This window comes from Rheinheimera mesophila (assembly GCF_000986865.1).
In the GTDB taxonomy this organism is placed as follows: domain Bacteria; phylum Pseudomonadota; class Gammaproteobacteria; order Enterobacterales; family Alteromonadaceae; genus Pararheinheimera; species Pararheinheimera mesophila.
In genome coordinates this window covers 1-22426 of record NZ_LAVS01000097.1, presented here as the reverse complement: position 1 = coordinate 22426, position 22426 = coordinate 1, and the positions used below count along the sequence as shown (strand labels likewise).

Genomic DNA, 22426 nt, shown 5'->3' with positions numbered 1-22426 from the left:
CCGACACAAGTCGCACTGAAAACCTGTGACATTATAACGTTTTTTCCTTGAAGTGAACGCTGTTTTTTCTGCCTAAATGTAATAAAACAGCGACTACGGAGCTGGATAATTAGGCTTTAGCAACAACTCGCCCGGCTGCAACACTAAAGTTAAAGGCATGCCACATAAGACTTTTTCGGTGACTTTGCTGCAATCAAGCTGATAGACAGGTTGGCGATCCAACAACTGCGCCAGAATCACTTTGGCCTCGTTGCTTAAAGGGGCCAGTTTGAGCTGCGAGCTGCCACTGCCGACACTGGAATCCAGAATGGTTAAGTTTTTCAGATAAATGGCATTTTTCTCATCGTCAAAATAAGGCAAAGCTGACAAGTGTAAATTCAGATCGGTATACAGGGGTTTAAACAACGCATCCACTTCAGCGCCAATAGCCAGCTTCAACTCCACCTGCTGTTTATTCTCAGGCGCCAGTTGCAAATCCAACTGGCGTACAGTCAAGGTCAGAGGCAGGCCCAACATCTTGCCTTTGCCTTGCTGTTGCTCTAGGCGCTCCAGTAATAAGCTCTGCAACTCCTGCTGCTGCAGGCTGAAAATATCCAGATGATTCAATTGAGTACAAGACGCTAATAGCAATAAGCCAATGGCCGGGATGAGGTGTTTGCTGATCATATGCCAATCCTTAAAACGAGTCTGGCGCGGACTTTAGCAAGTTCGAATGAACCTGTGCTGATTTTTTTTCGTAAAGCCTCCAACTATTTCGCAACCAGACCCGACTTAGTATCAGAACTTCAGGGAGAGCAGCGATGAATAAATCAGATCCAATTCAACTACCAGGCCTGCGGCAGCTTATTACTGCCTTTATTGTGCTGGTGCTGCTGTTACTGGCTTTTGACTCCGTATTGCAGTGGCTGAATCTTGGTTTACATCGCCATTCTTTAATAGCACCAGAGTTATTGTTTCCAATGAGCTGGTTATCTGTGTTGTTTTAACCTCCTTGTAGAACACAAAACCCGTCACTGAGGACGGGTTGTATTGCCAATCAGCCGAGCATTATTTCTTCATCTTCACCGGTCTTTTCCAGCCACTGATATGGCGTTGCTTCGAACGTGCGACCACCAGCTCATCTGCCGCGACACTGGCTGTAACCACAGAACCTGCACCTACAGTAGAGTTTTGGCCCAGAGTGACGGGCGCCACTAGAGAGCTGTTGGAACCGACAAAAACGCCATCTTCAATGGTAGTGACAAACTTATTGGCACCATCGTAGTTACAGGTAATAGTACCGGCACCTATATTCACTTTGCTGCCAATCACTGCATCACCTAAATAGGTTAAATGGTTAGCTTTAGAACCGACACCTAAAGTGGCTTTTTTCAGCTCAACAAAGTTACCGACATGGCTGTCATCTGCTAATACAGATTCAGGGCGGATGCGGGCATAAGGACCGACAGAGCAGCCAACACCCACAGTCGATTTTTCAATCATGCTGTTGGCTTTGATTTCAGTGTGATCGCCGATCACTGCATCTTTAATCACACAGTTAGGACCTATCACTACGCCGTTACCCAGCACCACTTTGCCTTCAAAAATCACGTTGACGTCGATCATCACATCGTTGCCAACACTGACCTCACCGCGAATATCGGTACGAGCCGGGTCGCGCAGGTTAGCCCCATTTAACATCAGCTCTTCAGCTTTACGTGCCTGATACGCACGCTCTAACTGCGCCAGTTGTACGCGGTTATTGGCACCTTCAGTTTCAATGGCAGTGGCAGGATGAGCTGTCGTGATATCCACGCCTTCTTTATGCGCCATAGCGATAATATCGGTCAGGTAGAATTCGCCCTGCGCATTGTTATTCTGTAACTGGCTTAACCATCTTTTCAGGTGCTTACCAGGCACAGCCATAATACCGCTGTTGACTTCAGTGATTTTCAGTTGTTCAGCGTTGGCGTCTTTTTGCTCAACTATCCCCACCACTTTGCCATTTTCGCGCACCATGCGGCCATAACCTGTTGGGTTGGCCAGATGCACAGTCAACACAGCTAAACCATCAGCAGTGCGGGCAGCCAATAACTGCTCTAAAGTTTCTTTACGGGTTAAAGGCACATCACCGTAAAGCACCAGCACTGTATCGTTGTCGGCAATATGAGGCTCGGCCTGCTGCACTGCATGGCCAGTACCCAACTGTTCAGCTTGTAATACCCAATGTAAATCCTGTTCACCCAAAGCGGCTTTTAGCTGCTCAGCGCCATAACCATAGACCAGGTTAATAGACTCCGCTCCCAAAGAACGGGCCGTGTCGATCACATGCTGCACCATAGGGCGTTCCGCTACTTTGTGCAGCACTTTAGGTAAAGCAGATTTCATCCGCGTGCCTTTACCGGCCGCTAATATCACTACATTTAAAGCCATGAAAATTCCTGATCTCTGGTAAATTGTTGGTATTCTAACCCAGTGCAGCAGACTGTACAGCTACTGGCTGAATATTTGCTGAAAGTCACAATCCAGAATTCATTCATGTTGAGTTATGGCTTGTTCTGACCAATGTACTTGTCAAAAAAAGCCAGCATCATCCGCCACCGCTCAACATTATTCTCTGGCCGGTAAAAACCGTGACCTTCATTTTCTTTGACTAACCACTGATAAGGATGCTGACGTTTATCCAGTTGCGCACGCAACCGCTCAGCCTGCAGCAATGGCACACGTTTGTCCTCTTCCCCGTGGATCAAAAATACCGGGGCTTTGAGTTTATCCAGATTATGGATTGGGGATTGAGCGTTTAACTGAGTGGCATCTTTCCCCAACACTTTTTCCAGATACACCAGGCCTGCGTCTCTGTCAGGTATATCACCTTCGGTGAACATCAGGTTTAAATCATAAACGCCGACAAAACCTACTGTGCATTTATATAACTCAGGCTCGCGGATTGCACTCATCAGTGCAGCATAACCACCATAAGAAGCGCCATAGCTGCATACTCTGTTCGCATCCACCAGCTTAGTTTTAATTAAGTGCTGTACACCGTCTGTCATATCATCAATCATCCGCAGGCCCCAGTTGCGGTAACCTGCCTGCTCAAAACTCAGGCCAAAGCCACCAGAACCACGGAAGTTTGGCTGTAACACGGCATAACCGTGCTCTGCCAGTACTTTGGCATCAGAGTCAACCGACCTTAAACTATCGCGGATACCATGAGGCCCACCATGCGGCAACATGATCAATGGCAAGTTTTCCGCCGCTACGCCTTTGGGTAAAGTCAGCAAAGCCTGGATATCGACGCCATCTCTGGACTTATACACTATGGCTTGGGTTTGCGGTAACTCAGCCGGTTTTAACCAGGCCTTACTGCTGAAAAGATAAGTTACTTTTTTCGCCACTGTATCAAATAAAAAGAAATCCGGCGTCGCATTAACGGAAGAAACCGACAGCACCATCAATTTATTATCCCGGGTGGCTGAGTTTATCTGCACTGTCCTGCCAGCGAAACTCGGCATCAGCATTGCAATATTGCGGGCAAAATCCTGATCTTCGGTCTCTTCAAAAAACACAGTTTCGACTGTTTTGTACTCATAGGTGGCACCGATAATCTCGCCAATATTGCCATTTTTGATGGCATACACCGGAGCGACATTGGTTTTGGGATGTTTAGCCAGAATACTTTGTTGTTTGGTGGCCAGATTGAGTACGGTCAACGCATCTGTGTCTGTTGTATTATTGCTCAGGCCAATAATCTCCTGCTCACCAGCTCTGAAGCGCAGCGGTATAAAACTGCCTTTGTCCAGATCATGGCGGGCCAATTCAGTCCAGTCCCCATCCGCTTTAGGGCGGTACAACGTCACCACCTGCTGCGGATTGTTTTGAGCAAGACCCATCGCAAATCTTGGCACAGCGTTGCCGTCAACAATCACCCGCACTGGTGTATTGTGGGTACTGCGCAGTGGAGTTTTGTCGATCAGCTTACGACGTCCCGAGTAGATATTCAGCTTGTAAATTTTGGCGGCAGGTTCTTCGGCAGTCCATTCATAACTGACGGTCAGAATGTTCTCATCATCTTGCGGTAACCAATCGATCACTTCATTGGATTCATAACTGCTGAATCTGGCCCTGTAGCCCGCAATCATCAGCCGCTTTTTACCATCTGCGTTCATGGCAAATAACTCGCCCGTTGGCTGCGGATTTTCTAATGATCCGACTTCACGGGCTACACTGAGCACTAAACGTTCATCTTTGGCCCAATAAAAATCGTAGATCGATTCTCTGCCACGAAAATGCTGCTGGGAGACCAATGCCATAGTGGCCCGGTCAAGCACCACAATCTGAATAGTACCGTCTTCGGTCCTGCTGGTGGCTGCATAGTATTTGCCGGTCGGAGAAATTTTTATATCCAGAAACTGAGCATGTCTGGCGTAGTCTTCCAGACTGAGAGCGGAAGCAGAAGCAGCAAACAGCAGGCTCAGCAGAAGGGCTATTGTCTTCATAAGAAACTGTCCATGTTATTTTATTGTTAATATATTATATTTGACGTGGAGGCAGAAAATCAAAGTTCAGCCTGAAATTAGCAAAAAAAATCAGCCTGAAAGTCCGGTTGTTGCATACACCGGACTCTCTGTTATCCGCTGGTTCATCTGCGATAATGCCAATACCCTTTACTGACTTACTTGGTCCAATTTGTAACCAGCCTGTTGTAATAAAGCCAGTACACTATGTTCGCCTGCCAGATGACCACCGCCAATCAGTACCAACTCTGTACTGTTGTTACCAAATAGTTGTTCAATTTGTGGTAACCAATTTTGATTACGCTGCACAAATAATGCCTGATACAACTTTGGATCCATCTGCCGGGCTGGTTCCACAGCAAGAGCATTCAGCTTCACCATATCACCGCTGCGCCATGCTGCAATCATGGCCGAAAAGTACTGCTTAAAGTCACCAAACTGGTCAAGATTCATTTTCACAAAAGAATCTTCATAACCTTCACCCATATTCGCCAATAAGTTGATCTGGCTTTCTACCGACTCCAGATACAGTTGTGGCTTGCCATCTGCTTTGGCTTGTTTATCGAAGTAGCTATCCACACCTTCTCCGTTCATCTGAGCTTTCATCATTTCCAGCGCCAGCATCTGGATCATAATAAAGCCCGGTTTGTAGCTATCAAGCTGCTGCAGTTGCACACCGTATGGAGCGAAATAGTCACTCAGTTGTTTATGTACCCCAGGTGACAGTACCTTAGATAAGCTGCGTCCGTCGTCGTATGTCATGGCTTTTAACATTGCAGCCTGAAACTTAGTATCAGTGGGTTCTGGTATTTTTGTTTCCAGCACCAGAGTGTCGCTGTCTTTATACGCATTGCTAAATTCGACTGGCAAAGGGAAAGCAGACTCAGGCAATAAATGTACAGTGCCTGCAACATACAGATAATCACTACCTTTACTCACTTTCCACACCGAGGTTTCTGCTAAGACTGCAGTTGATAACGCAGCAGAAGCCAGTACCAGTGTTGCCAAACTTGCTTTACATAATGTTTTTAGTTTCATAGTCATCATTCCGTTTTTGCAGGTTCAATTGAGGTAGCGAATCGTCAGCTATTGGCTCAGTGAATTTTTGATCAGTTCAGCAGAGTGCAGCAAAGCCGTATTCACCTGGTGCTTGATATTATGGCTTAATTGCACTCTCAGTTCCTGAATCAGAGAATTATTGATTGTGTTGATCTGGGTCAGAACTTCAGTATCAGGTTTAACCACCACCTCATCAGATTCCAGTTGTTGCGCCAGTGCTGCAGAACTGCTGAATAAAGTAACGAGGATCAGGAAACCTAAGCCTGTGTGTTTTACTGTTTTCATTTTGACTTTCCTTCTAGTGGTTGGTTAAAAATTTGAGTTCATTACTGGTATTTTGTCCGCGGCAACCGAGCACTTCTCTGTTGTCCGTCAGCGTGTTGAACTCAATCTAATCCACCAAAAGCTAAAAGTCGCTTATCAGAACCTAAGCAATTTATTGGTAAGAAAACAAAAGCTAAACCACTGTTTTTAAACAAATAAAACAAACATTATTAAAACCTTATGACGGATTTATAAGGTTTAGGCCGGCTTAGTTGATTTAATTTGAATCAGCAATAACATCTGTTAAAGTTACAATTAGTTAAAAAATGGAAGAATAATTAACAGATGGATAAGATACAGCTAGGCCCCTGGACCTTTACGCCCGAAGCTTACAGTATTCATGACAAGGTTCAGCGGGTAGAACTCGAACCGCTGTTGTGTAAGCTGTTGTGTTACTTCACTGAACATCCCGGCAAAATAATCTCCCGCCAGCAACTGATAGACTCTATTTGGCAACAAGCTTATGTTGATGACAATGCCATAAACCGCGCTATGTCAGAACTTCGTAAAGCTTTACAGCATCCGGATGCGCCTCAATCCTTGATCAAAACTCATCACCGTAAAGGTTACAGTCTGCAACTACCGCCTGTTTCAGACACAACCAGCAATCTGCCGGCGGATTCAGAACATCAGCGCAGTATTTCAGCTACGCGGCCCAAACGCAGGCTGCCTTTTTGGTCTGGCATGCTGGCTACTTTGGTGCTGGTCATTTCTGTCGCGCTGTATTTTTATTCGACTACAGAAACGACCGTAATAGAGAAAACCGCCAGCCAGAAAGGCCCATCCGGTGTGCTCGAGATGGATATGGTCACCAGACAAAAAATAACCTGGTTTAAAGGTATTGAATCACGCCCCTTATTGTCTCCGGATAAACAACTTCTGGCTTACAGTCACTCGCAGCCAGACGGCACTATACGAGCTATTGTGCGCAAACTCGGAATGGGAACAGGCAATGCGTTACAGGAAGTGATACTGGAAGGAAACGACCATTTTTACAGTATCCAAACCTGGCAACCAACAAGCCGTAATTTATTGGTCCAGCTCATCAGTAAAGATGGCAAACATTGTGAATATCAGAACTATGATTTCAGCCAGTACCCCCAGTATCAGGTGAAAAAACTCACCTCTTGCGCAGGCCTGAGCTTTGGCACTGCACAACAAAGCGCGGATGGACAATGGCTGTACTACAGCAAAGGCAGCGGTGGCTTGTATTCCAGCAATGCACTGCTGGCGGAGAACCTCACCACCGGGACGGTACAGACGCTGTTGGCCGCACCTTCCGCAGGCCTGGGCGTCACTATGCTGGCCCTGTCTGCTGATGGCAGCAAACTGGCTTATATACTGATGCCTGAATCAAATAAACCTGATATTTACCTTTATGATCCAATCAGCAGAGAACATACCCGGCTGGCGAGTTTACCCTACCCGATGATTTTGTTGGGGCTGGAGTGGAGTATCGACCAGTCCAGCCTCATTCTGCCGGGTGGTAACGGCATACTCCGGCTTAACCTGGCAGATAAAACTCAGACGCTCGTCAAGTTCTCTGAAGATTTTACCCTGGGTGAATTAACTCTTCTCGCTGAAGATCAGGCGTATATTTCCAATTTCACCGCTGGCGCTGCAGCACTGAACGCTACACAACTGATAAAAATACAGCAGCCTTTTAACGTCGCTGAACGAAAAATCACAGTACTCAATGATACCGAAGGTAGCACTGCAGATTTGGCGGTATCTCCGGTCGATAGCAACAGCTACGCTTTTTCCGCTAATTGGACTGGCAGTTGGCAACTCTGGCTAAACGCTCAGGGGCAGAATGTTCAACTCACTGAGCTGGCACCCGATGACAAAAAACTTAGTGGTATAAGCTGGTCTGGTGACGGGCGTTATATCGCTTTTCACAAACAGGGCAACTTGTATTTATACGATACACACAGGCAGCAATTGATCAAAAAGCTGGAAACCCAGGATCTTGGCCAAGCAGTCTGGTTACCCGATAACAGCGGTTTAGTTCTGACCAGACTGCAAGGCAATAGCCAGAATCTATGGCAACTGGATTTGGTCAGCAATCAGTTAACCCAGCTTACTTTTTCAACCGGAACTTTTGCTCAGTTCGATGCCCAGGGTCAATTGTACTATCACCGTGATGGCAAGCTGGTGCGTTATGTCGATGGTGCTAAAAATGATAGAGAACTGAAGAGCAACACGGACACTAACTTGACGGCTCTTTGGTTAATGCGGGGCCAAAAGCACTATAGGTTTGGTATGTTGGGACATTTGGAACTACATGATACGGCAACAGGCGAAACTCAAACTGGCCAGTTACCTTATCAGCTGTTAGCTATCTACCCGGATCCACATGATCCAGACCAACTCTACGCCACCGTCTTTGTTCCGCCAGAACTTGCGCTGGAATTTATTCAGTGGAAACCGCAGAACTGATCACAGAGGGGTGCAGCCAACATGCTGCATACCTCTCTTTATCACGTAAGAAATCAGAATAATAAAAAAGCCACCCGAAGGTGGCTTTTTAGCATGCAGTAATCCGCTTATTTTTTGCGAAGTTTCTGGATTAAACGTAACTGGGCAATAGCTTCAGCCAATTGAGCTGCAGCTTCTGCATAGTTGAAGTCAGCACCTGCGTTTTGCATGGCTTCTTCTGCACGTTTCTGAGCAGCTAACGCAGCTTGCTCATCCAGATCTTCAGCTCGCACCGCGACATCGGCCAGCACTGTGACGCTGTGCGGCTGTACTTCAAGTACGCCACCAGCGACATAAATCAGATGCTCTTCGCCAAACTGTTTGACGATACGAACCATACCAGGCTTGATTCCAGTAAGAAGCGGAATGTGACCAGGTAAAATACCTAATTCACCTTCACTACCTGTTACCTGAATGGATTCCACCAGACCAGAAAAAATCCGCTCTTCGGCGCTTACCACATCCAGTTGTACTGTCATTGCCATTTCGCTCTCCTAAAGCTGTAGTTGATTACAGCTTCTTCGCTTTTTCGATCGCTTCGTCGATAGAACCAACCATGTAGAAGGCTTGTTCTGGCATGTGATCGAATTCACCTTCCAGAATGCCTTTGAAACCACGGATAGTTTCTTTCAGCGGAACGTACTTGCCTGGAGAGCCAGTGAATACTTCGGCTACGAAGAATGGCTGAGACAGGAAACGTTGGATTTTACGTGCACGATAAACCACAGTTCTGTCTTCATCAGACAATTCGTCCATACCTAAGATGGCGATGATGTCTTTTAATTCTTTGTAACGTTGCAGCACTGACTGCACGCCACGGGCCACGTCATAGTGTTCTTTACCTATCACTAACGGGTCTAACTGACGTGAAGTAGAGTCCAGTGGATCGATCGCCGGGTAAATACCCAGAGAAGCGATGTTACGGGACAATACCACTGTCGCATCTAAGTGAGAGAACGTAGTCGCTGGTGACGGGTCAGTTAAGTCGTCCGCTGGTACGTAAACCGCTTGTACAGATGTGATAGAACCAGTTTTGGTTGAAGTGATACGCTCTTGCAGTACACCCATCTCTTCGGCCAGCGTTGGCTGGTAACCTACTGCAGACGGCATACGACCTAACAGAGCTGATACTTCAGTACCGGCCAGGGTGTAACGGTAGATGTTGTCCACGAAGAACAGCACGTCACGGCCTTCGTCACGGAACTTCTCGGCCATAGTCAGACCGGTCAGAGCTACACGTAAACGGTTGCCTGGCGGCTCGTTCATCTGGCCATACACCAGTGATACTTTGTCCAGTACGTTTGAATCGTTCATTTCGTGGTAGAAGTCGTTACCTTCACGGGTACGCTCACCTACACCGGCGAATACAGAGTAACCACTGTGCTCGATTGCGATGTTACGGATCAGTTCCATCATGTTTACGGTTTTACCTACACCGGCACCACCGAACAGACCTACTTTACCGCCTTTGGCAAACGGACATACCAGGTCGATAACCTTGATGCCTGTTTCTAACAGCGCGTTTGAAGCGGCTTGATCTTCGTAGCTTGGTGCTGCACGGTGGATAGGCATACGCTCATCTTCACCGATAGGACCCGCTTCGTCGATTGGCTCGCCTAACACGTTCATGATACGACCTAAAGTCGCTTTACCTACTGGTACGTGGATGGCTTTGCCAGTGTTAGACACTTCAGCGCCACGACGTAAACCGTCAGTTGAACCTAACGCGATAGCACGCACAGTACCGCCGCCTAATTGCTGTTGTACTTCAAGTACTAAACCAGCCAGGTCGCCGCTTGTTACGTTTAACGCGTCATAGATACCAGGTACCGATTCTTGTGGAAAGTCGATATCCACAACGGCGCCAATGATTTGGACTACCTTACCTTGACTCATGTTTAATCCTCTAATTTCTGTAACCTAAGCCTTAAACAGCAGCGGCACCGGCGACGATTTCGCTCAGTTCCTGAGTAATAGCTGCTTGACGCGCTTTGTTGTATACCAACTTCAGGTCATCCATTAAGTTACCAGCGTTGTCTGTAGCGGCTTTCATCGCCACCATACGGGCCGCTTGTTCGCTGGCCGCGTTTTCAACTACACCCTGATACACCTGAGACTCTACGTAGCGGCCAAGTAATTTATCTAAAATTACTTTTGGATCCGGCTCGTAGATGTAATCCCAGCTATGGCTTTTCGCTGTTACGTCTGCTTTTGGCAAAGGTAAGAGTTGTTCGATCACTGGCTCTTGTTTCATGGTGTTGACGAATCTGTTAAACACCAGGAACAAGCGGTCGATACGGCCTTCTTCGTATGCTTTGAGCATCACCTGAACCGAACCAATCACATCAGCCAAACGTGGAACATCACCTGAACCCGATTGTTGTGCCAGTACCTTACCGCCAAAACGTTTGAAAAACGCTGTCGCTTTGTTACCGATCACCGCAATATGGGCTTGTGCTCCTTGCTCTTTCCAATTTTTCATATCCAGAGCAATACGTTTGAACTCGTTGGTATTCAAGCCGCCGCAAAGGCCACGGTCTGTCGATATCACAATGTAGCCAACATTTTTTACCGGACGTTCCGTTAAAAACGGGTGACGGTATTCAATGCTGCCATTCGCGATATTGCCGATCACTTTGCGCATACCTTCAGCGTATGGACGGCTTTGTGCAACCCGCTCTTGCGCTCTGCGCATTTTGCTGACTGCTACCTTTTCCATTGCGCTGGTGATCTTACGAGTATTGTTAATACTCCCGATCTTACTTTTTATCTCTTTTGCGCCGGCCATGACTAATCTCCGAAAGTTTCAACGACCAGGTGTGGTTGCCCACACCCGATATGTTTACCAAGTCTGAGTTGCTTTGAACTTCTCAATAGCGCCTTTTAACGTCGCTTCGATTTGGTCGTTGTAGTTACCGGTTTTGTTCAGATCAGCCATAAACGCTGCGTGCTCTGAGTGCATGTAAGCAATTAAAGCGGCCTCAAAATCAAGGATTTTGGCAACTTCGATATCTTTCATGTAGCCTTTTTCAATCGCGAAAATAGACACACCCATGTCAGCCACGCCCATTGGCGCGTATTGTAACTGTTTCATCAATTCAGTTACTTTCTGGCCGTGATCTAACTGCGCACGAGTCGCGTCATCCAGGTCAGAAGCAAACTGGGCGAATGCCGCCAGTTCAGAGTACTGAGCTAAGGCTAAACGGATACCGCCGCCTAACTTTTTGATGATTTTGGTTTGAGCCGCACCACCAACACGGGATACCGAAATACCAGCGTTTACGGCTGGACGGATACCGGCGTTGAATAAACCAGATTCTAAGAAGATCTGACCGTCAGTGATCGAAATGACGTTGGTTGGAACGAACGCAGAAACGTCGCCAGCCTGAGTTTCGATAATTGGCAGTGCAGTTAATGAACCGGTTTTGCCTTTCACTTCACCATTGGTGAAACGCTCAACATAATGCTCGTTAACACGAGATGCGCGCTCTAACAGACGGCTGTGTAAATAGAACACGTCACCTGGGTAAGCTTCACGGCCTGGTGGACGACGTAACAACAGAGAGATTTGACGGTAAGCAACGGCTTGTTTAGACAAGTCATCGTATACGATCAGTGCATCTTCACCGCGGTCACGGAAGTATTCACCCATAGTACAACCAGAGTATGGCGCCAGGAATTGCAGTGCAGCAGCTTCTGAAGCAGAAGCGACAACCACAATAGTGTGGGCCAGAGCACCGTGCTCTTCCAGTTTACGTACTACGTTGGCGATAGTAGAAGCTTTTTGGCCAACGGCAACATAGATACATTTCACGCCAGAGGTTTTCTGGTTGATGATGGCATCGATAGCTAAAGCCGTTTTACCCGTCTGACGGTCACCGATTAATAATTCACGCTGACCACGACCGATTGGGATCATGGAGTCAACAGACTTGTAACCAGTTTGCAGAGGTTGGTCTACTGAACGACGATCGATAACGCCTGGAGCAATTTTTTCTACTGGAGCAAAACCAGCAGCATCGATTGGACCTTTACCGTCGATTGGCTCACCTAAAGTGTTGACCACACGGCCTAACAGACCTGGACCAACTGGCACTTCAAGGATACGGCCAGTAGATTTAACTTTGGTACCTTCACGCAGGTCCGCATATGGACCCATTACTACAGCACCTACTGAGTCGCGCTCAAGGTTTAATGCGATAGCGTAACGGCTGCCAGGAAGCTCGATCATCTCGCCCTGCATACAGTCAGCAAGGCCATTGATACGGATAATACCGTCAGTAACAGCGACGATAGTACCTTCGTTACGAGCTTCACTGACAACTTCAAACTGTTCAATACGTTTTTTGATCAGTTCAGAAATTTCAGTGGAATTCAGTTGCATGCTCTAATCCCCAATTATGACTGCAGTGCAGTAGCTAAACGATGTAATTTGCCACGAACCGAGCCATCAATCACCATATCCCCGGCTTTGATAACCATACCGCCAACGACGGCCGGATCTACACTGCAGTTCAATTTTACTTTACGTGCTAAACGTTGCGATAAAGCCTCAACCAGTTTCGCTTGCTGAGCCGCGTCTAATTCAGTCGCAGAAACCACATCAACTGTGGCTTCTTTTTCATATTCAGCTTTTAACTGAATAAAGGCGTCGAAGACTTCTGGCAAAGCGACTAAACGATGGTTTTCAGCCATGATCCGAATCAGGTTTTGGCCCGAACTATTCAGCTGTTCTGCGCATACTTTGATAAAAAAGTCAGCCTGATTTTCAGCAGAGCCCAAAGCACGTAACCGCGAGGCGACTTCCGTGTTTTTTGCAACTTCAGCCGCGAAAAACAACATAGTAGCCCAGGTATCCAATGCTTTTTGCTCTACAGCAACGTCAAAAGCTGCTTTAGCATAAGGACGAGCAACGATAGTCAGTTTAGACATGGCTCACCCTCATTAAAGTTCTGCGACCAGTTTTTCCAGGATGTCGCTGTGAGCAGCTTCATCAATAGAACGCTGAAGAATGCGTTCAGCACCAGCTACAGCTAACACTGCAACCTGCTTGCGTAATTCTTCTCTGGCTTTAATACGTTCAGCGTCGATTTCAGCTTTAGCCTGAGCAAGGATCTTCTCGCGCTCAGACTGAGCTTTAACAGAAGCTTCATCAATAATTTGTTGTTCACGCTTTTTAGCCTGATCAATTAATGCAGAAGCCTGTGCTTTGGCTTCAGCTAATTGCTGCTTGACCTTTTCCTGAACCAGACGTAAGTCTTGTTCAGCACGGTCAGAGGCTGCTAAACCGTCAGCAATCTTTTGCTGACGAGCTTCTATAGCACCAATCAGTGGTGGCCATACAAACTTCATGCAGAACAGCACGAACACTGCGAAAGCTATTAACTCTCCGAGTAGAGTGGCGTTAAGATTCACGACCCCTCCTCCTATTAAAGTTGTTGTTCATTAAAAAACGTGTGTTTTGAATTACAGAACGAACAACAACACCATTGCAATACCAACACCGATCATTGCTACCGCATCGATCAGACCTGCAAGGATGAACATTTTAACCTGCAGTGAAGGAGCTAACTCTGGCTGACGGGCACAAGCTTCTAAGAACTTACCACCCATGTTACCGAAACCAATTGCAGTACCGATGGCACCGAAACCGATTAACAGAGCAACAGCGATATATTTTAAACCTAATACTAGTTCCATTTTTTTCTCCAAAGTTTCAATTGTTAAAGTTAAAGCGAAATCTTTTAGTGATTGTCAGCACTGGCCATGCTCAGATAAACAATGGTCAGCATCATAAATACGAAAGCTTGTAACACGATAACCAGGATGTGGAATACAGCCCAGACAAAGTGCAGTGGTAACTGCAACAGACCAATGGCACCGATCAGGATAAAGATCAGTTCACCAGCGTACAGGTTACCGAACAGACGCAGTGCCAGTGAGAACGGCTTGGCAACTAATGCGATCAATTCTAATAACAGGTTAAAAGGCACTAACAACGCCTGAACAAACGGGTTTGCGGCATGGAAAGGGTGCAGAGTCAACTCTTTAACAAAGCCTGTCACGCCTTTAATTTTGATGGAGTAGCCGATCATCAGCATAAATACGCCAATAGCCAGAGCTGCAGTCATATTGATGTCTGTAGTGGGTACAATTTTCATGTACACATCATGATAATCAACACCAAACCCAGCTTCACCGACAAAACCGGCAAATGCAGGCAGGAAATCAACTGGGATCAAATCCATCAGGTTCATCAGGAATACCCAAACGAAAATCGTCAGGGCTAGCGGAGCAATAAGTTTGCTTTTGCCGTGGAACGTGTCTTTTACGTTGTTGGCTACAAACTCAACAACCATTTCGATAAAACACTGAAATTTACCTGGTACGCCTACTGTGGCCTTGTTCGCTGCTCTTTTGAATAAAAACAAAAAAAGCAAACCCAAGCCAATAGACCATGCCAAGGTGTCAATGTGCCATGTCCAGAAACCCGCCTCACTACACGCTTTGTTAAACGCGACACTGCCATCGACAGTACACATTTTTGCATTAGTAAGGTGGTGCTGAATATGACCGGTAAGAGTAATCTCTTCGCCTGCTGCCATTTTTAGTCCCAATAGTTAATGTTTAAAAAAGAAAGCTGTACAAAATTGCAGCATCACTACTAAAGCGTAGGTCAATAAAAAAGGCGCGGCTTCAATGGCCGAACCAGTCAAAACAGCTGCGAATAATAAAATACTTATCATCGTTTTCAGTGATACGGCCTTTTGCATCATTTGCCTGGCCATTTCTTGGTTTTGTGCTGCATCCACTTTAAACGATAAAAAAACAAATACTACATTAGCAATTACAGCGATAAGTCCGCCCTTCAGGGCTGATTTAGCTTCATTTACGCCAAAATAAGAGAAAAATGCGGCGATAAAAAAGGTCAGGATCAGCTGAAAAACAACAAATTTATAAGCCTGTTTCTTATTTTTTTGGTGTAAGGCCGTTGTAATTTGTTCCGTCTGAACCATCTGTAAACCACGGTTAAAATGCCGTCGCAAGTATACTTATCTGCCTTTTTTTTGCAAGAAAAAGCGGCCTCAGTCTGATTTTTGTCTGAGATAATGAAAAATTACAGCCTAGGATTCAGAATGCTCTGGCTGTAATTTGTTCAATATGCCTTCCAGCTCATCCAGGCTGCTGTATGAAATAACCAGATTACCTTTGCCTTTTTTGTTGTAATTAATCTCAACAGGGGCAGCAAAACGTTCACTTAAACGTTGTTCCAGCGAACTGACATCCGGATCTTTAACTTTAGGAGTAACTTCAGGGGCAGGTTCAAGCAGACGGCGCACCAGATTTTCGGTATCACGCACCGTCATCTGCTTGGCAGCCACGATGCGGGCAGCATCAGATTGCGCTAAACCATCCAGAGCCAATAAAGCCCGGGCATGGCCCATTTCAATGTCACCGTGCTCCAGCAATAACTTCACGTCATCATTCAACTGATTCAGACGTAATAAGTTGGTGACTGTAGCCCGTGATTTACCTACAGCATCAGCCACTTGCTGATGGGTCAGTTCAAACTCGGACAATAAACGCTGCAGCGCAATAGCCTCTTCCATCGCATTCAGATCTTCGCGCTGAATGTTTTCAATCAGGGCAATAGCGACTGCGGCTTCATCTGGTACATCTTTGATAATACAAGGAATAACATCCAGTTGTGCCAACTGGCTGGCTCGCCAACGGCGCTCACCTGCGATGATTTCGTAAGATTGTTCACCAATTTGACGCACCACAATGGGCTGGATAACCCCTTGAGACCGGATTGAACTGGCTAAATCCTCCAGTGCTTCCTGCGACATGTCCTTACGTGGCTGGTATTTACCCGGCTTGAGCCATTCGATCGGCAGTTTTTGCAACTCGCTTTGCTGCGCTGAAGAAAAGTTGGCGCCATTCTGTTGATCAGACACAGGTTTAGTAGTGAGTAAAGCGTCTAAGCCCCGGCCTAAGCCACGTTTTTTTACCGACATCTTCAGTTGTATTCCTTGTCAATTAGGCAGGAGTAGTGGTTTTTACGGTTTTTTTATCAGCACGGCGTAAAATTTCACCAGCAAGCGCCAGATAAGCTTTAGCCCCTGTTGAACCTTTATCGTAATACATCACGGGTGTACCAAAACTTGGCGCTTCCGCCAGTCGCACATTACGTGGGATCACAGCACGGTAGACTTTATCACCAAAATGTTGCTTCAATTGCTCAGACACATCATTGGCCAAACGATTCCGTGGGTCGTACATAGTCCGCAAAATGCCTTCGATTTTCAGATCAGCATTGACTACAGAGGTTAGCTGATTGATGGTGTCCATCAGAGCTGTTAACCCCTCCAGCGCATAATATTCACACTGCATAGGCACCAGCACTGAATCAGCGGCAGCCATCGCATTCACTGTCAGCATGTTCAGAGCAGGCGGGCAGTCGATAAAAATAAAATCATACTGCTGGCGGGCTTCTTTGAGCGCGTTGCGTAACCGCAGTTCACGGGCAAACACATTGAGTAAACGCACTTCGGCTGCTGTCACGTCCGAATTGGCTGCGACCAGGTGATAACCACCTGCGGTTTCTTTCACTACCACTTCAGCGAAGGGTTTTTCTTCTACCAGTAATTCATAAGCACTGGCAGGTACAGCGTATTTGTCGACACCGCTGCCCATAGTGGCATTGCCTTGTGGGTCTAAATCAATCAGCAGTACTTTGCGTTTGGTCGCAGCCATAGACGCAGCCAGATTGACCGCTGTGGTTGTTTTGCCCACACCACCTTTCTGGTTTGCAATAGCTATGACTTTTCCCACAAGGACCCCAATACGTATTTGATTAAATTAGACTTTCTCCAACACCACCAGATAACGTTCGGCGTTCAGTGTTGGCACTTGTAACGGATGACTGCCGACAACTTTAACAAAATTCGGCAAAGCTGCAATTTCTTCTTGAACTAAAGCACCTTTCATGGCCAAAAACTGGCCATGAGCTGCAGGCAAATGCTGGCACCAGTTCACCATATCGCTCATCGAGGCAAAAGCCCGGCTTAACACCGCATCATACCCTGTTTCAGGTTGATGATCTTCCACCCGGCTCTGAATCGCTTCAAAGTTTTGCAGTTTCAACTGTAGTTTGACGTGATTTAAAAAACGAATCCGTTTACCCAGGCTGTCCAGCAGATAAAATTGCTTGTCAGGTAAAGCGATGGCCAGTGGAATACCGGGTAAACCAGGGCCAGTACCGACATCGATAATACGTTGTCCGCTGACAAAAGGCGCGACCACTAAGCTGTCCATAATGTGTTTCACCAGCATTTCTTCTGGATCACGCACTGAAGTCAGATTGTAAGCACTGTTCCATTTGTCCAGTAACTGGACATACGCGACCAACTGCTGCAGTTGGAGTTCAGATAAAACTAAGCTGGTCTGTGCGACCAGCTTTTTTAATTTTTCCAGCATGATGATCCCAATGCTTAAGCAGATTTGCGCAGTAAACCCTGTTTTTTCAGGTAGACCAGCAATAACGAAATGGCCGCAGGGGTAATGCCTGAAATACGCGACGCCTGACCCATAGTTTCAGGCTGCACCTGATTCAGTTTAAGTATCACTTCGTTAGACAAACCTTTGACTGCTTTGTAGTCAAAATTGGCTGGCAGACGGGTGTTTTCGTTGCGTTCCTGCTTGGAGATTTCGTCCTGCTGACGATTGATATAACCTTCGTATTTGATCTGAATTTCAACCTGTTCAGCCGCAGCAGCATCGGCCAGCCCAGGGCCAATCAAACCAATGTTCATCAGATCTTTGTAATTCACTTCAGGACGACGGATCAAATCTTCCAGACTGGCTTCTTTGCTCAGCGGAGTTTTCACCAACTTATTCACTTCAGCCAAGGCCGCATGTTGTGGATGGATCCACTGCTGTTTCAGGCGCTGACGTTCCAGTTCAATCTGTTCTATTTTCAGGTTAAAGGCTGTCCAACGCGCATCGTCGACCAAACCTAATTCACGGCCTTTGGCGGTTAAACGAATGTCAGCATTGTCTTCCCGTAACATCAGACGGTATTCAGCACGGCTGGTGAACATACGGTACGGCTCTTTCGTGCCCATAGTGGTCAAGTCGTCAATCAGCACACCGACATAAGCCTGATCCCGACTTGGTGTCCAGGACTCTTTGTCCTGAGCAAAAAGCGCAGCGTTCAGACCTGCAATCAAGCCCTGAGCACCTGCTTCTTCATAACCTGTGGTGCCATTGATTTGTCCTGCAAAAAACAAGCCTTTGATAAACTTGGTTTCCAGCGAAGTTTTTAAATCCCTAGGATCAAAAAAGTCGTATTCAATCGCATAACCAGGGCGGGTGATATGGGCATTTTCCATACCTTTGATCGAACGCACCAGGTTTAACTGCACATCAAAAGGCAAACTGGTCGAGATTCCGTTTGGATACAGCTCGTGCGTGGTTAAGCCTTCAGGTTCAATAAAAATCTGGTGTTTATCTTTGTCAGCAAAACGGGTGATCTTGTCTTCAATCGAAGGACAATAACGTGGGCCTATACCTTCAATCACCCCAGTGTACATAGGGGAGCGGTCTAAACCATTACGGATAATGTCATGGGTTTGCTCGTTGGTGTAGGTGATATGGCAAGGGATCTGAGTCGGTTGATCCTTGTGCGACCCCATAAAGGAAAATACTGGTGTCGGGTTATCACCAGGCTGAGCCTGCATCACTGAAAAATCAACGGTTCTGGCATCGATACGAGGTGGAGTACCGGTTTTTAACCGACCAACACGGAAAGGCAATTCACGTAAACGTCGTGCCAAAGCGATAGAAGGCGGATCGCCAGCACGGCCACCACTGTAATTTTCTAAACCAATATGGATCTGACCACCGAGGAAGGTACCTACAGTCAGCACTACTGATTTAGCTTTAAATTTCAAACCCATTTGGGTCACGACACCACAAACCTGATCATTTTCTACGATCAAATCATCACAGGCTTGCTGAAAGATCTTCAGATTTGGCTGATTTTCAAGCACATGGCGCACAGCAGCGCGATAGAGCTGACGGTCGGCCTGAGCTCGTGTTGCACGTACTGCTGGGCCTTTTGAACTATTTAAAGTTCTGAACTGGATCCCGGCACGATCCGTGGCTTTGGCCATGACACCACCTAAAGCATCGATCTCTTTGACCAGATGACCTTTACCAATGCCACCAATGGCCGGATTGCAGGACATCTGACCTAAGGTCTCAACGTTGTGAGTCAGCAATAAAGTTTGCATTCCCATGCGGGCCGCAGCCAGTGCAGCCTCTGTGCCGGCGTGACCACCACCAACAACGATGACATCAAATGTTTGCTGATAAAGCATATAGGCCTCGAACTCAAAACCAGTTCTGTAAAAAGGGCGCGTATTGTAACTGGATCTGAGGCTTAGGGAAATGATTAAAACTCGATCACGATCCTGAAAAGATCACTAGTTATATATAAGGATCTTTAAAGAGATCTTTTTATTATGTTTACTACTATACAGAGGCTTTTCTGTGGGTAACCTTTGATCTATTTTGAAGATCAATTAGTTAGAAAGGATCGGATCCTGTGATCAACACAAGATCCTGGCTCGGATAAGCGGTGTTTAACTAGCCTTTTTATACACAAGGTGGGCAGATGCGTTTATTGCTCAGAGGATAACTTCAGCTTTTACATAAGTTATAACTGTACTTATACACATTGCGCTTAAATTTTAGTATAAACTGTGGATATCTATGTGTAACTGGATCATAAGTATGATCCTTATGAGACAGAAGTGGATCATCGCAGGGGCGGACATGATGAAAGGCCCTTTGTTAACGGGCCTTGGAGGACAAATAGTCAGAAGATCGGGCTGTGTATAACTCAGACAGATTTAGGCAGAGTGTTGATCAATTTAGGCAACCAGGCTAAAGCTTGATCTTCGGGCAGTTCAGCGGTTAAAACATCTATATCCAGTCCTGGTAACAATAAAACTGCACCTAAAGAGGCGAAAAGCGCAGAGATTTTTTTACCGGCCAAACAAAAAGTATCGTAACTGGAATCACCTAAAGTGATCACTGCGTAGGAAACTGTGGTAAGATCTGTCTGATCTTGTGCTAATTGATCCACAAAAGGTTGGATATTATCGGGCAGATCCCCTGCGCCATACGTCGAAGTGACGACTAACCAGATACTGTTTTTGGTTAACTGTGTTAAATCAGGGGTGAGATGAAGTTTTACTTCATAACCCGCTTTTTCCAAAGTTTCAGCTACTTGTTCTGCTGCATACTCCGCAGCGCCCATTTGGCTGCCCACAAGGATCTCAATCATACTGCATCCTATTGTCAGTGAAATGATTGGCTATACTACTGGAATTAAAACGTGCAAAGCGAATGCTTCTTGCACCTTTTGGGTATTTTTACTGCAAAGCAGGCTCAGTAAATCTACAATAGCACAACCCGTTCGCCTGCGTGTTATTGAGGTTTATACAATATATGTCCGAGTCCATGTCTTTTTCCCAGCTAGCGCTGCCGGAACCTATTCTTCGTGCAGTTTTAGAACTTGGTTATGAACATCCGTCTCCAATTCAGGAAGCGGCTATTCCTAAGTTACTGGCTGGTGAAGACTTGCTGGGCCAAGCCCAAACCGGTACTGGTAAAACAGCGGCGTTCGCGCTGCCTTTATTGGCCCGTTTAGATCCAGCCCAAAACGATCCACAAATTTTAGTGTTGGCACCGACCCGCGAACTGGCTATCCAGGTTGCCGAAGCGTTCCAGGCTTATGCCCGTTATATGCCAGCTTTCCACGTACTGCCTTTATACGGCGGTCAAAATTACACCACTCAGTTAAAAGCGCTGAAACGTGGTTCTCAGGTGATTGTCGGTACACCAGGCCGTATCATGGATCACCTGGACCGTGGCACTTTAGTGTTAGACAGACTGCGCGCCATAGTGCTGGATGAAGCCGATGAAATGTTGCGTATGGGTTTTATCGATGATGTACAAACCATCATGGATGCGACTCCGCCGGGCCGTCAGGTGGCGATGTTCTCTGCCACTATGCCAAACCAGATCCGTGCTATTGCTCAGAAGCATTTAAAAAATGCCTCTGAAGTGAAAATTGAATCAAAAACCTCCACTGTTGAACGAATTCAACAGCGTTACGTGATGTTAGATAACAATCAGAAGCTGGATGCGTTAACCCGTATTCTGGAAGGCGAAGAATATGATGCCAGCATCATTTTCGTGCGGACCAAAAGTGCGACAGAAGAGATTGCAGAAAAACTCGGCGCCCGTGGCTATGCCGTTGCTTGCTTAAACGGTGATATGAACCAGGCTCACCGCGAACAAACCATCCGTCGTTTAAAAGCCGATCAACTGGACGTGATCGTAGCCACAGACGTTGCTGCTCGTGGTCTGGACGTAGAACGTATCAGTCTGGTGATCAACTATGACATTCCATACGACAGCGAAGCTTATGTGCATCGTATTGGTCGTACCGGTCGTGCTGGTCGTGAAGGTAAGGCGATACTTTTCGTATCACCACGTGAACGCCGTTTGCTGCGCACTATCGAACACGCAACTCGTCAGCCGATTGAAAAAATGTCGCTGCCTACCGGTCAGGTGATCGAACAGCGTCGTATCGAAGCGTTCCGCGCTCAGTTAGCTCAGACCATCGAAGCGAAGAATTTAAGCTTCTTTATGGATCTGGTAAACGATTGGCGTGAAAAGCTGGAAACGACAGATATCGATATGGCTGCTGCCTTGTTATATCTGGCGCAGAAAGACCAGCCGTTAAACGTTGCATCTCAGTTCCCGGAAATCCGTGAGCCCCATAGCCGCGACCGCGATGACCGTGCAGGTGGCCGTGATAAATTTGCCCGTGGTGACAGACCAGAACGTTCTGGTGATCGTGCTGAGCGCGGCGATCGTCCTCCACGTCCACGTCGTGAGTTAAAAGGTGACTACACCAACTACCGTATTGAAGTGGGTAAAGAGCATGGCGTGCGTGCCGGTGACATCGTTGGTGCTATCGCCAATGAAGC

The 22426-nt window shown here is 46.6% G+C and carries 22 protein-coding genes; 3 read left to right on the top strand and 19 right to left on the bottom strand.

Annotated features, from left to right (window positions below; translation table 11 throughout):
• Positions 1–93 precede the first annotated feature (93 nt).
• Positions 94–666: a DUF1439 domain-containing protein gene (locus SD53_RS17510; protein ID WP_046521494.1), complete on the bottom strand. Its 573-nt coding sequence runs from the start codon at positions 664–666 to the stop codon at positions 94–96.
• Positions 667–800: 134 nt separating this feature from the next.
• On the opposite strand from SD53_RS17510, the gene SD53_RS17505 reads away from it, so the two are divergent.
• Positions 801–986 carry a hypothetical protein gene (locus tag SD53_RS17505; protein ID WP_046521493.1) on the top strand — a complete coding sequence of 62 codons (186 nt, stop codon included), beginning with the start codon at positions 801–803 and terminating at the stop codon, positions 984–986.
• 61 nt (positions 987–1047) lie between these two features.
• On the opposite strand, the gene glmU is transcribed toward SD53_RS17505, so the two are convergent.
• The 4 genes from glmU to SD53_RS17485 form a co-directional block, all read right to left on the bottom strand.
• Entirely contained in the window at positions 1048–2412 is a 1365-nt protein-coding gene (gene glmU, locus SD53_RS17500) for a bifunctional UDP-N-acetylglucosamine diphosphorylase/glucosamine-1-phosphate N-acetyltransferase GlmU (protein WP_046521492.1), read from the bottom strand.
• Positions 2413–2525: 113 nt separating this feature from the next.
• Positions 2526–4478, bottom strand: a complete 1953-nt coding sequence (locus SD53_RS17495) for an alpha/beta hydrolase family protein (protein ID WP_046521491.1) — start codon at positions 4476–4478, stop codon at positions 2526–2528.
• 168 nt (positions 4479–4646) lie between these two features.
• Positions 4647–5534, bottom strand: coding sequence for a TraB/GumN family protein (locus SD53_RS17490; RefSeq protein ID WP_046521503.1), 888 nt, complete (start codon positions 5532–5534; stop codon positions 4647–4649).
• Between the two features lie 48 nt (positions 5535–5582).
• Complete coding sequence (locus tag SD53_RS17485; protein ID WP_046521490.1) at positions 5583–5840, bottom strand: hypothetical protein; 258 nt, start codon at positions 5838–5840, stop codon at positions 5583–5585.
• A gap of 324 nt (positions 5841–6164) precedes the next feature.
• Between SD53_RS17485 and SD53_RS17480 the strand changes: the two genes are divergently transcribed.
• Complete coding sequence (locus tag SD53_RS17480) at positions 6165–8318, top strand: winged helix-turn-helix domain-containing protein (protein WP_046521489.1); 2154 nt, start codon at positions 6165–6167, stop codon at positions 8316–8318.
• 107 nt (positions 8319–8425) lie between these two features.
• On the opposite strand, the gene SD53_RS17475 is transcribed toward SD53_RS17480, so the two are convergent.
• The 14 genes from SD53_RS17475 to mioC form a co-directional block, all read right to left on the bottom strand.
• Entirely contained in the window at positions 8426–8842 is a 417-nt protein-coding gene (locus SD53_RS17475; protein WP_046521488.1) for a F0F1 ATP synthase subunit epsilon, read from the bottom strand.
• A 25-nt stretch (positions 8843–8867) separates the two neighbouring features.
• Positions 8868–10253: a F0F1 ATP synthase subunit beta gene (gene atpD / locus SD53_RS17470; RefSeq protein ID WP_046521487.1), complete on the bottom strand. Its 1386-nt coding sequence runs from the start codon at positions 10251–10253 to the stop codon at positions 8868–8870.
• A gap of 31 nt (positions 10254–10284) precedes the next feature.
• Positions 10285–11145, bottom strand: coding sequence for a F0F1 ATP synthase subunit gamma (gene atpG / locus SD53_RS17465; RefSeq protein WP_046521486.1), 861 nt, complete (start codon positions 11143–11145; stop codon positions 10285–10287).
• A 54-nt stretch (positions 11146–11199) separates the two neighbouring features.
• Positions 11200–12741 (bottom strand): F0F1 ATP synthase subunit alpha, encoded by a 1542-nt coding sequence (atpA, locus tag SD53_RS17460; RefSeq protein ID WP_046521485.1) that lies wholly within the window; start codon positions 12739–12741, stop codon positions 11200–11202.
• Positions 12742–12755: 14 nt separating this feature from the next.
• Positions 12756–13289, bottom strand: coding sequence for a F0F1 ATP synthase subunit delta (gene atpH, locus SD53_RS17455; protein ID WP_046521484.1), 534 nt, complete (start codon positions 13287–13289; stop codon positions 12756–12758).
• A gap of 12 nt (positions 13290–13301) precedes the next feature.
• On the bottom strand, positions 13302–13772 hold the full coding sequence (gene atpF / locus SD53_RS17450; protein WP_046521483.1) for a F0F1 ATP synthase subunit B: 471 nt from the start codon (positions 13770–13772) through the stop codon (positions 13302–13304).
• Positions 13773–13823: 51 nt separating this feature from the next.
• Positions 13824–14057: a F0F1 ATP synthase subunit C gene (gene atpE, locus SD53_RS17445; RefSeq protein ID WP_004335261.1), complete on the bottom strand. Its 234-nt coding sequence runs from the start codon at positions 14055–14057 to the stop codon at positions 13824–13826.
• Between the two features lie 44 nt (positions 14058–14101).
• On the bottom strand, positions 14102–14962 hold the full coding sequence (atpB, locus tag SD53_RS17440; RefSeq protein ID WP_046521482.1) for a F0F1 ATP synthase subunit A: 861 nt from the start codon (positions 14960–14962) through the stop codon (positions 14102–14104).
• 15 nt (positions 14963–14977) lie between these two features.
• Positions 14978–15373 (bottom strand): ATP synthase subunit I, encoded by a 396-nt coding sequence (locus SD53_RS18150; RefSeq protein WP_125060960.1) that lies wholly within the window; start codon positions 15371–15373, stop codon positions 14978–14980.
• Between the two features lie 108 nt (positions 15374–15481).
• The gene (locus SD53_RS17430; protein WP_046521481.1) at positions 15482–16375 is read right to left on the bottom strand and encodes a ParB/RepB/Spo0J family partition protein; all 894 of its coding nucleotides are present in this window, start codon (positions 16373–16375) and stop codon (positions 15482–15484) included.
• A gap of 22 nt (positions 16376–16397) precedes the next feature.
• On the bottom strand, positions 16398–17192 hold the full coding sequence (locus tag SD53_RS17425; RefSeq protein ID WP_046521480.1) for a ParA family protein: 795 nt from the start codon (positions 17190–17192) through the stop codon (positions 16398–16400).
• A 27-nt stretch (positions 17193–17219) separates the two neighbouring features.
• Positions 17220–17837, bottom strand: coding sequence for a 16S rRNA (guanine(527)-N(7))-methyltransferase RsmG (gene rsmG, locus SD53_RS17420; protein WP_046521479.1), 618 nt, complete (start codon positions 17835–17837; stop codon positions 17220–17222).
• A 14-nt stretch (positions 17838–17851) separates the two neighbouring features.
• Positions 17852–19741 (bottom strand): tRNA uridine-5-carboxymethylaminomethyl(34) synthesis enzyme MnmG, encoded by a 1890-nt coding sequence (mnmG, locus tag SD53_RS17415; protein WP_046521478.1) that lies wholly within the window; start codon positions 19739–19741, stop codon positions 17852–17854.
• Positions 19742–20265: 524 nt separating this feature from the next.
• Complete coding sequence (gene mioC / locus SD53_RS17410; protein WP_046521477.1) at positions 20266–20712, bottom strand: FMN-binding protein MioC; 447 nt, start codon at positions 20710–20712, stop codon at positions 20266–20268.
• 164 nt (positions 20713–20876) lie between these two features.
• Between mioC and SD53_RS17405 the strand changes: the two genes are divergently transcribed.
• A partial coding sequence (locus tag SD53_RS17405; protein ID WP_173425710.1) for a DEAD/DEAH box helicase occupies positions 20877–22426 on the top strand: 1550 nt, incomplete at its 3' end.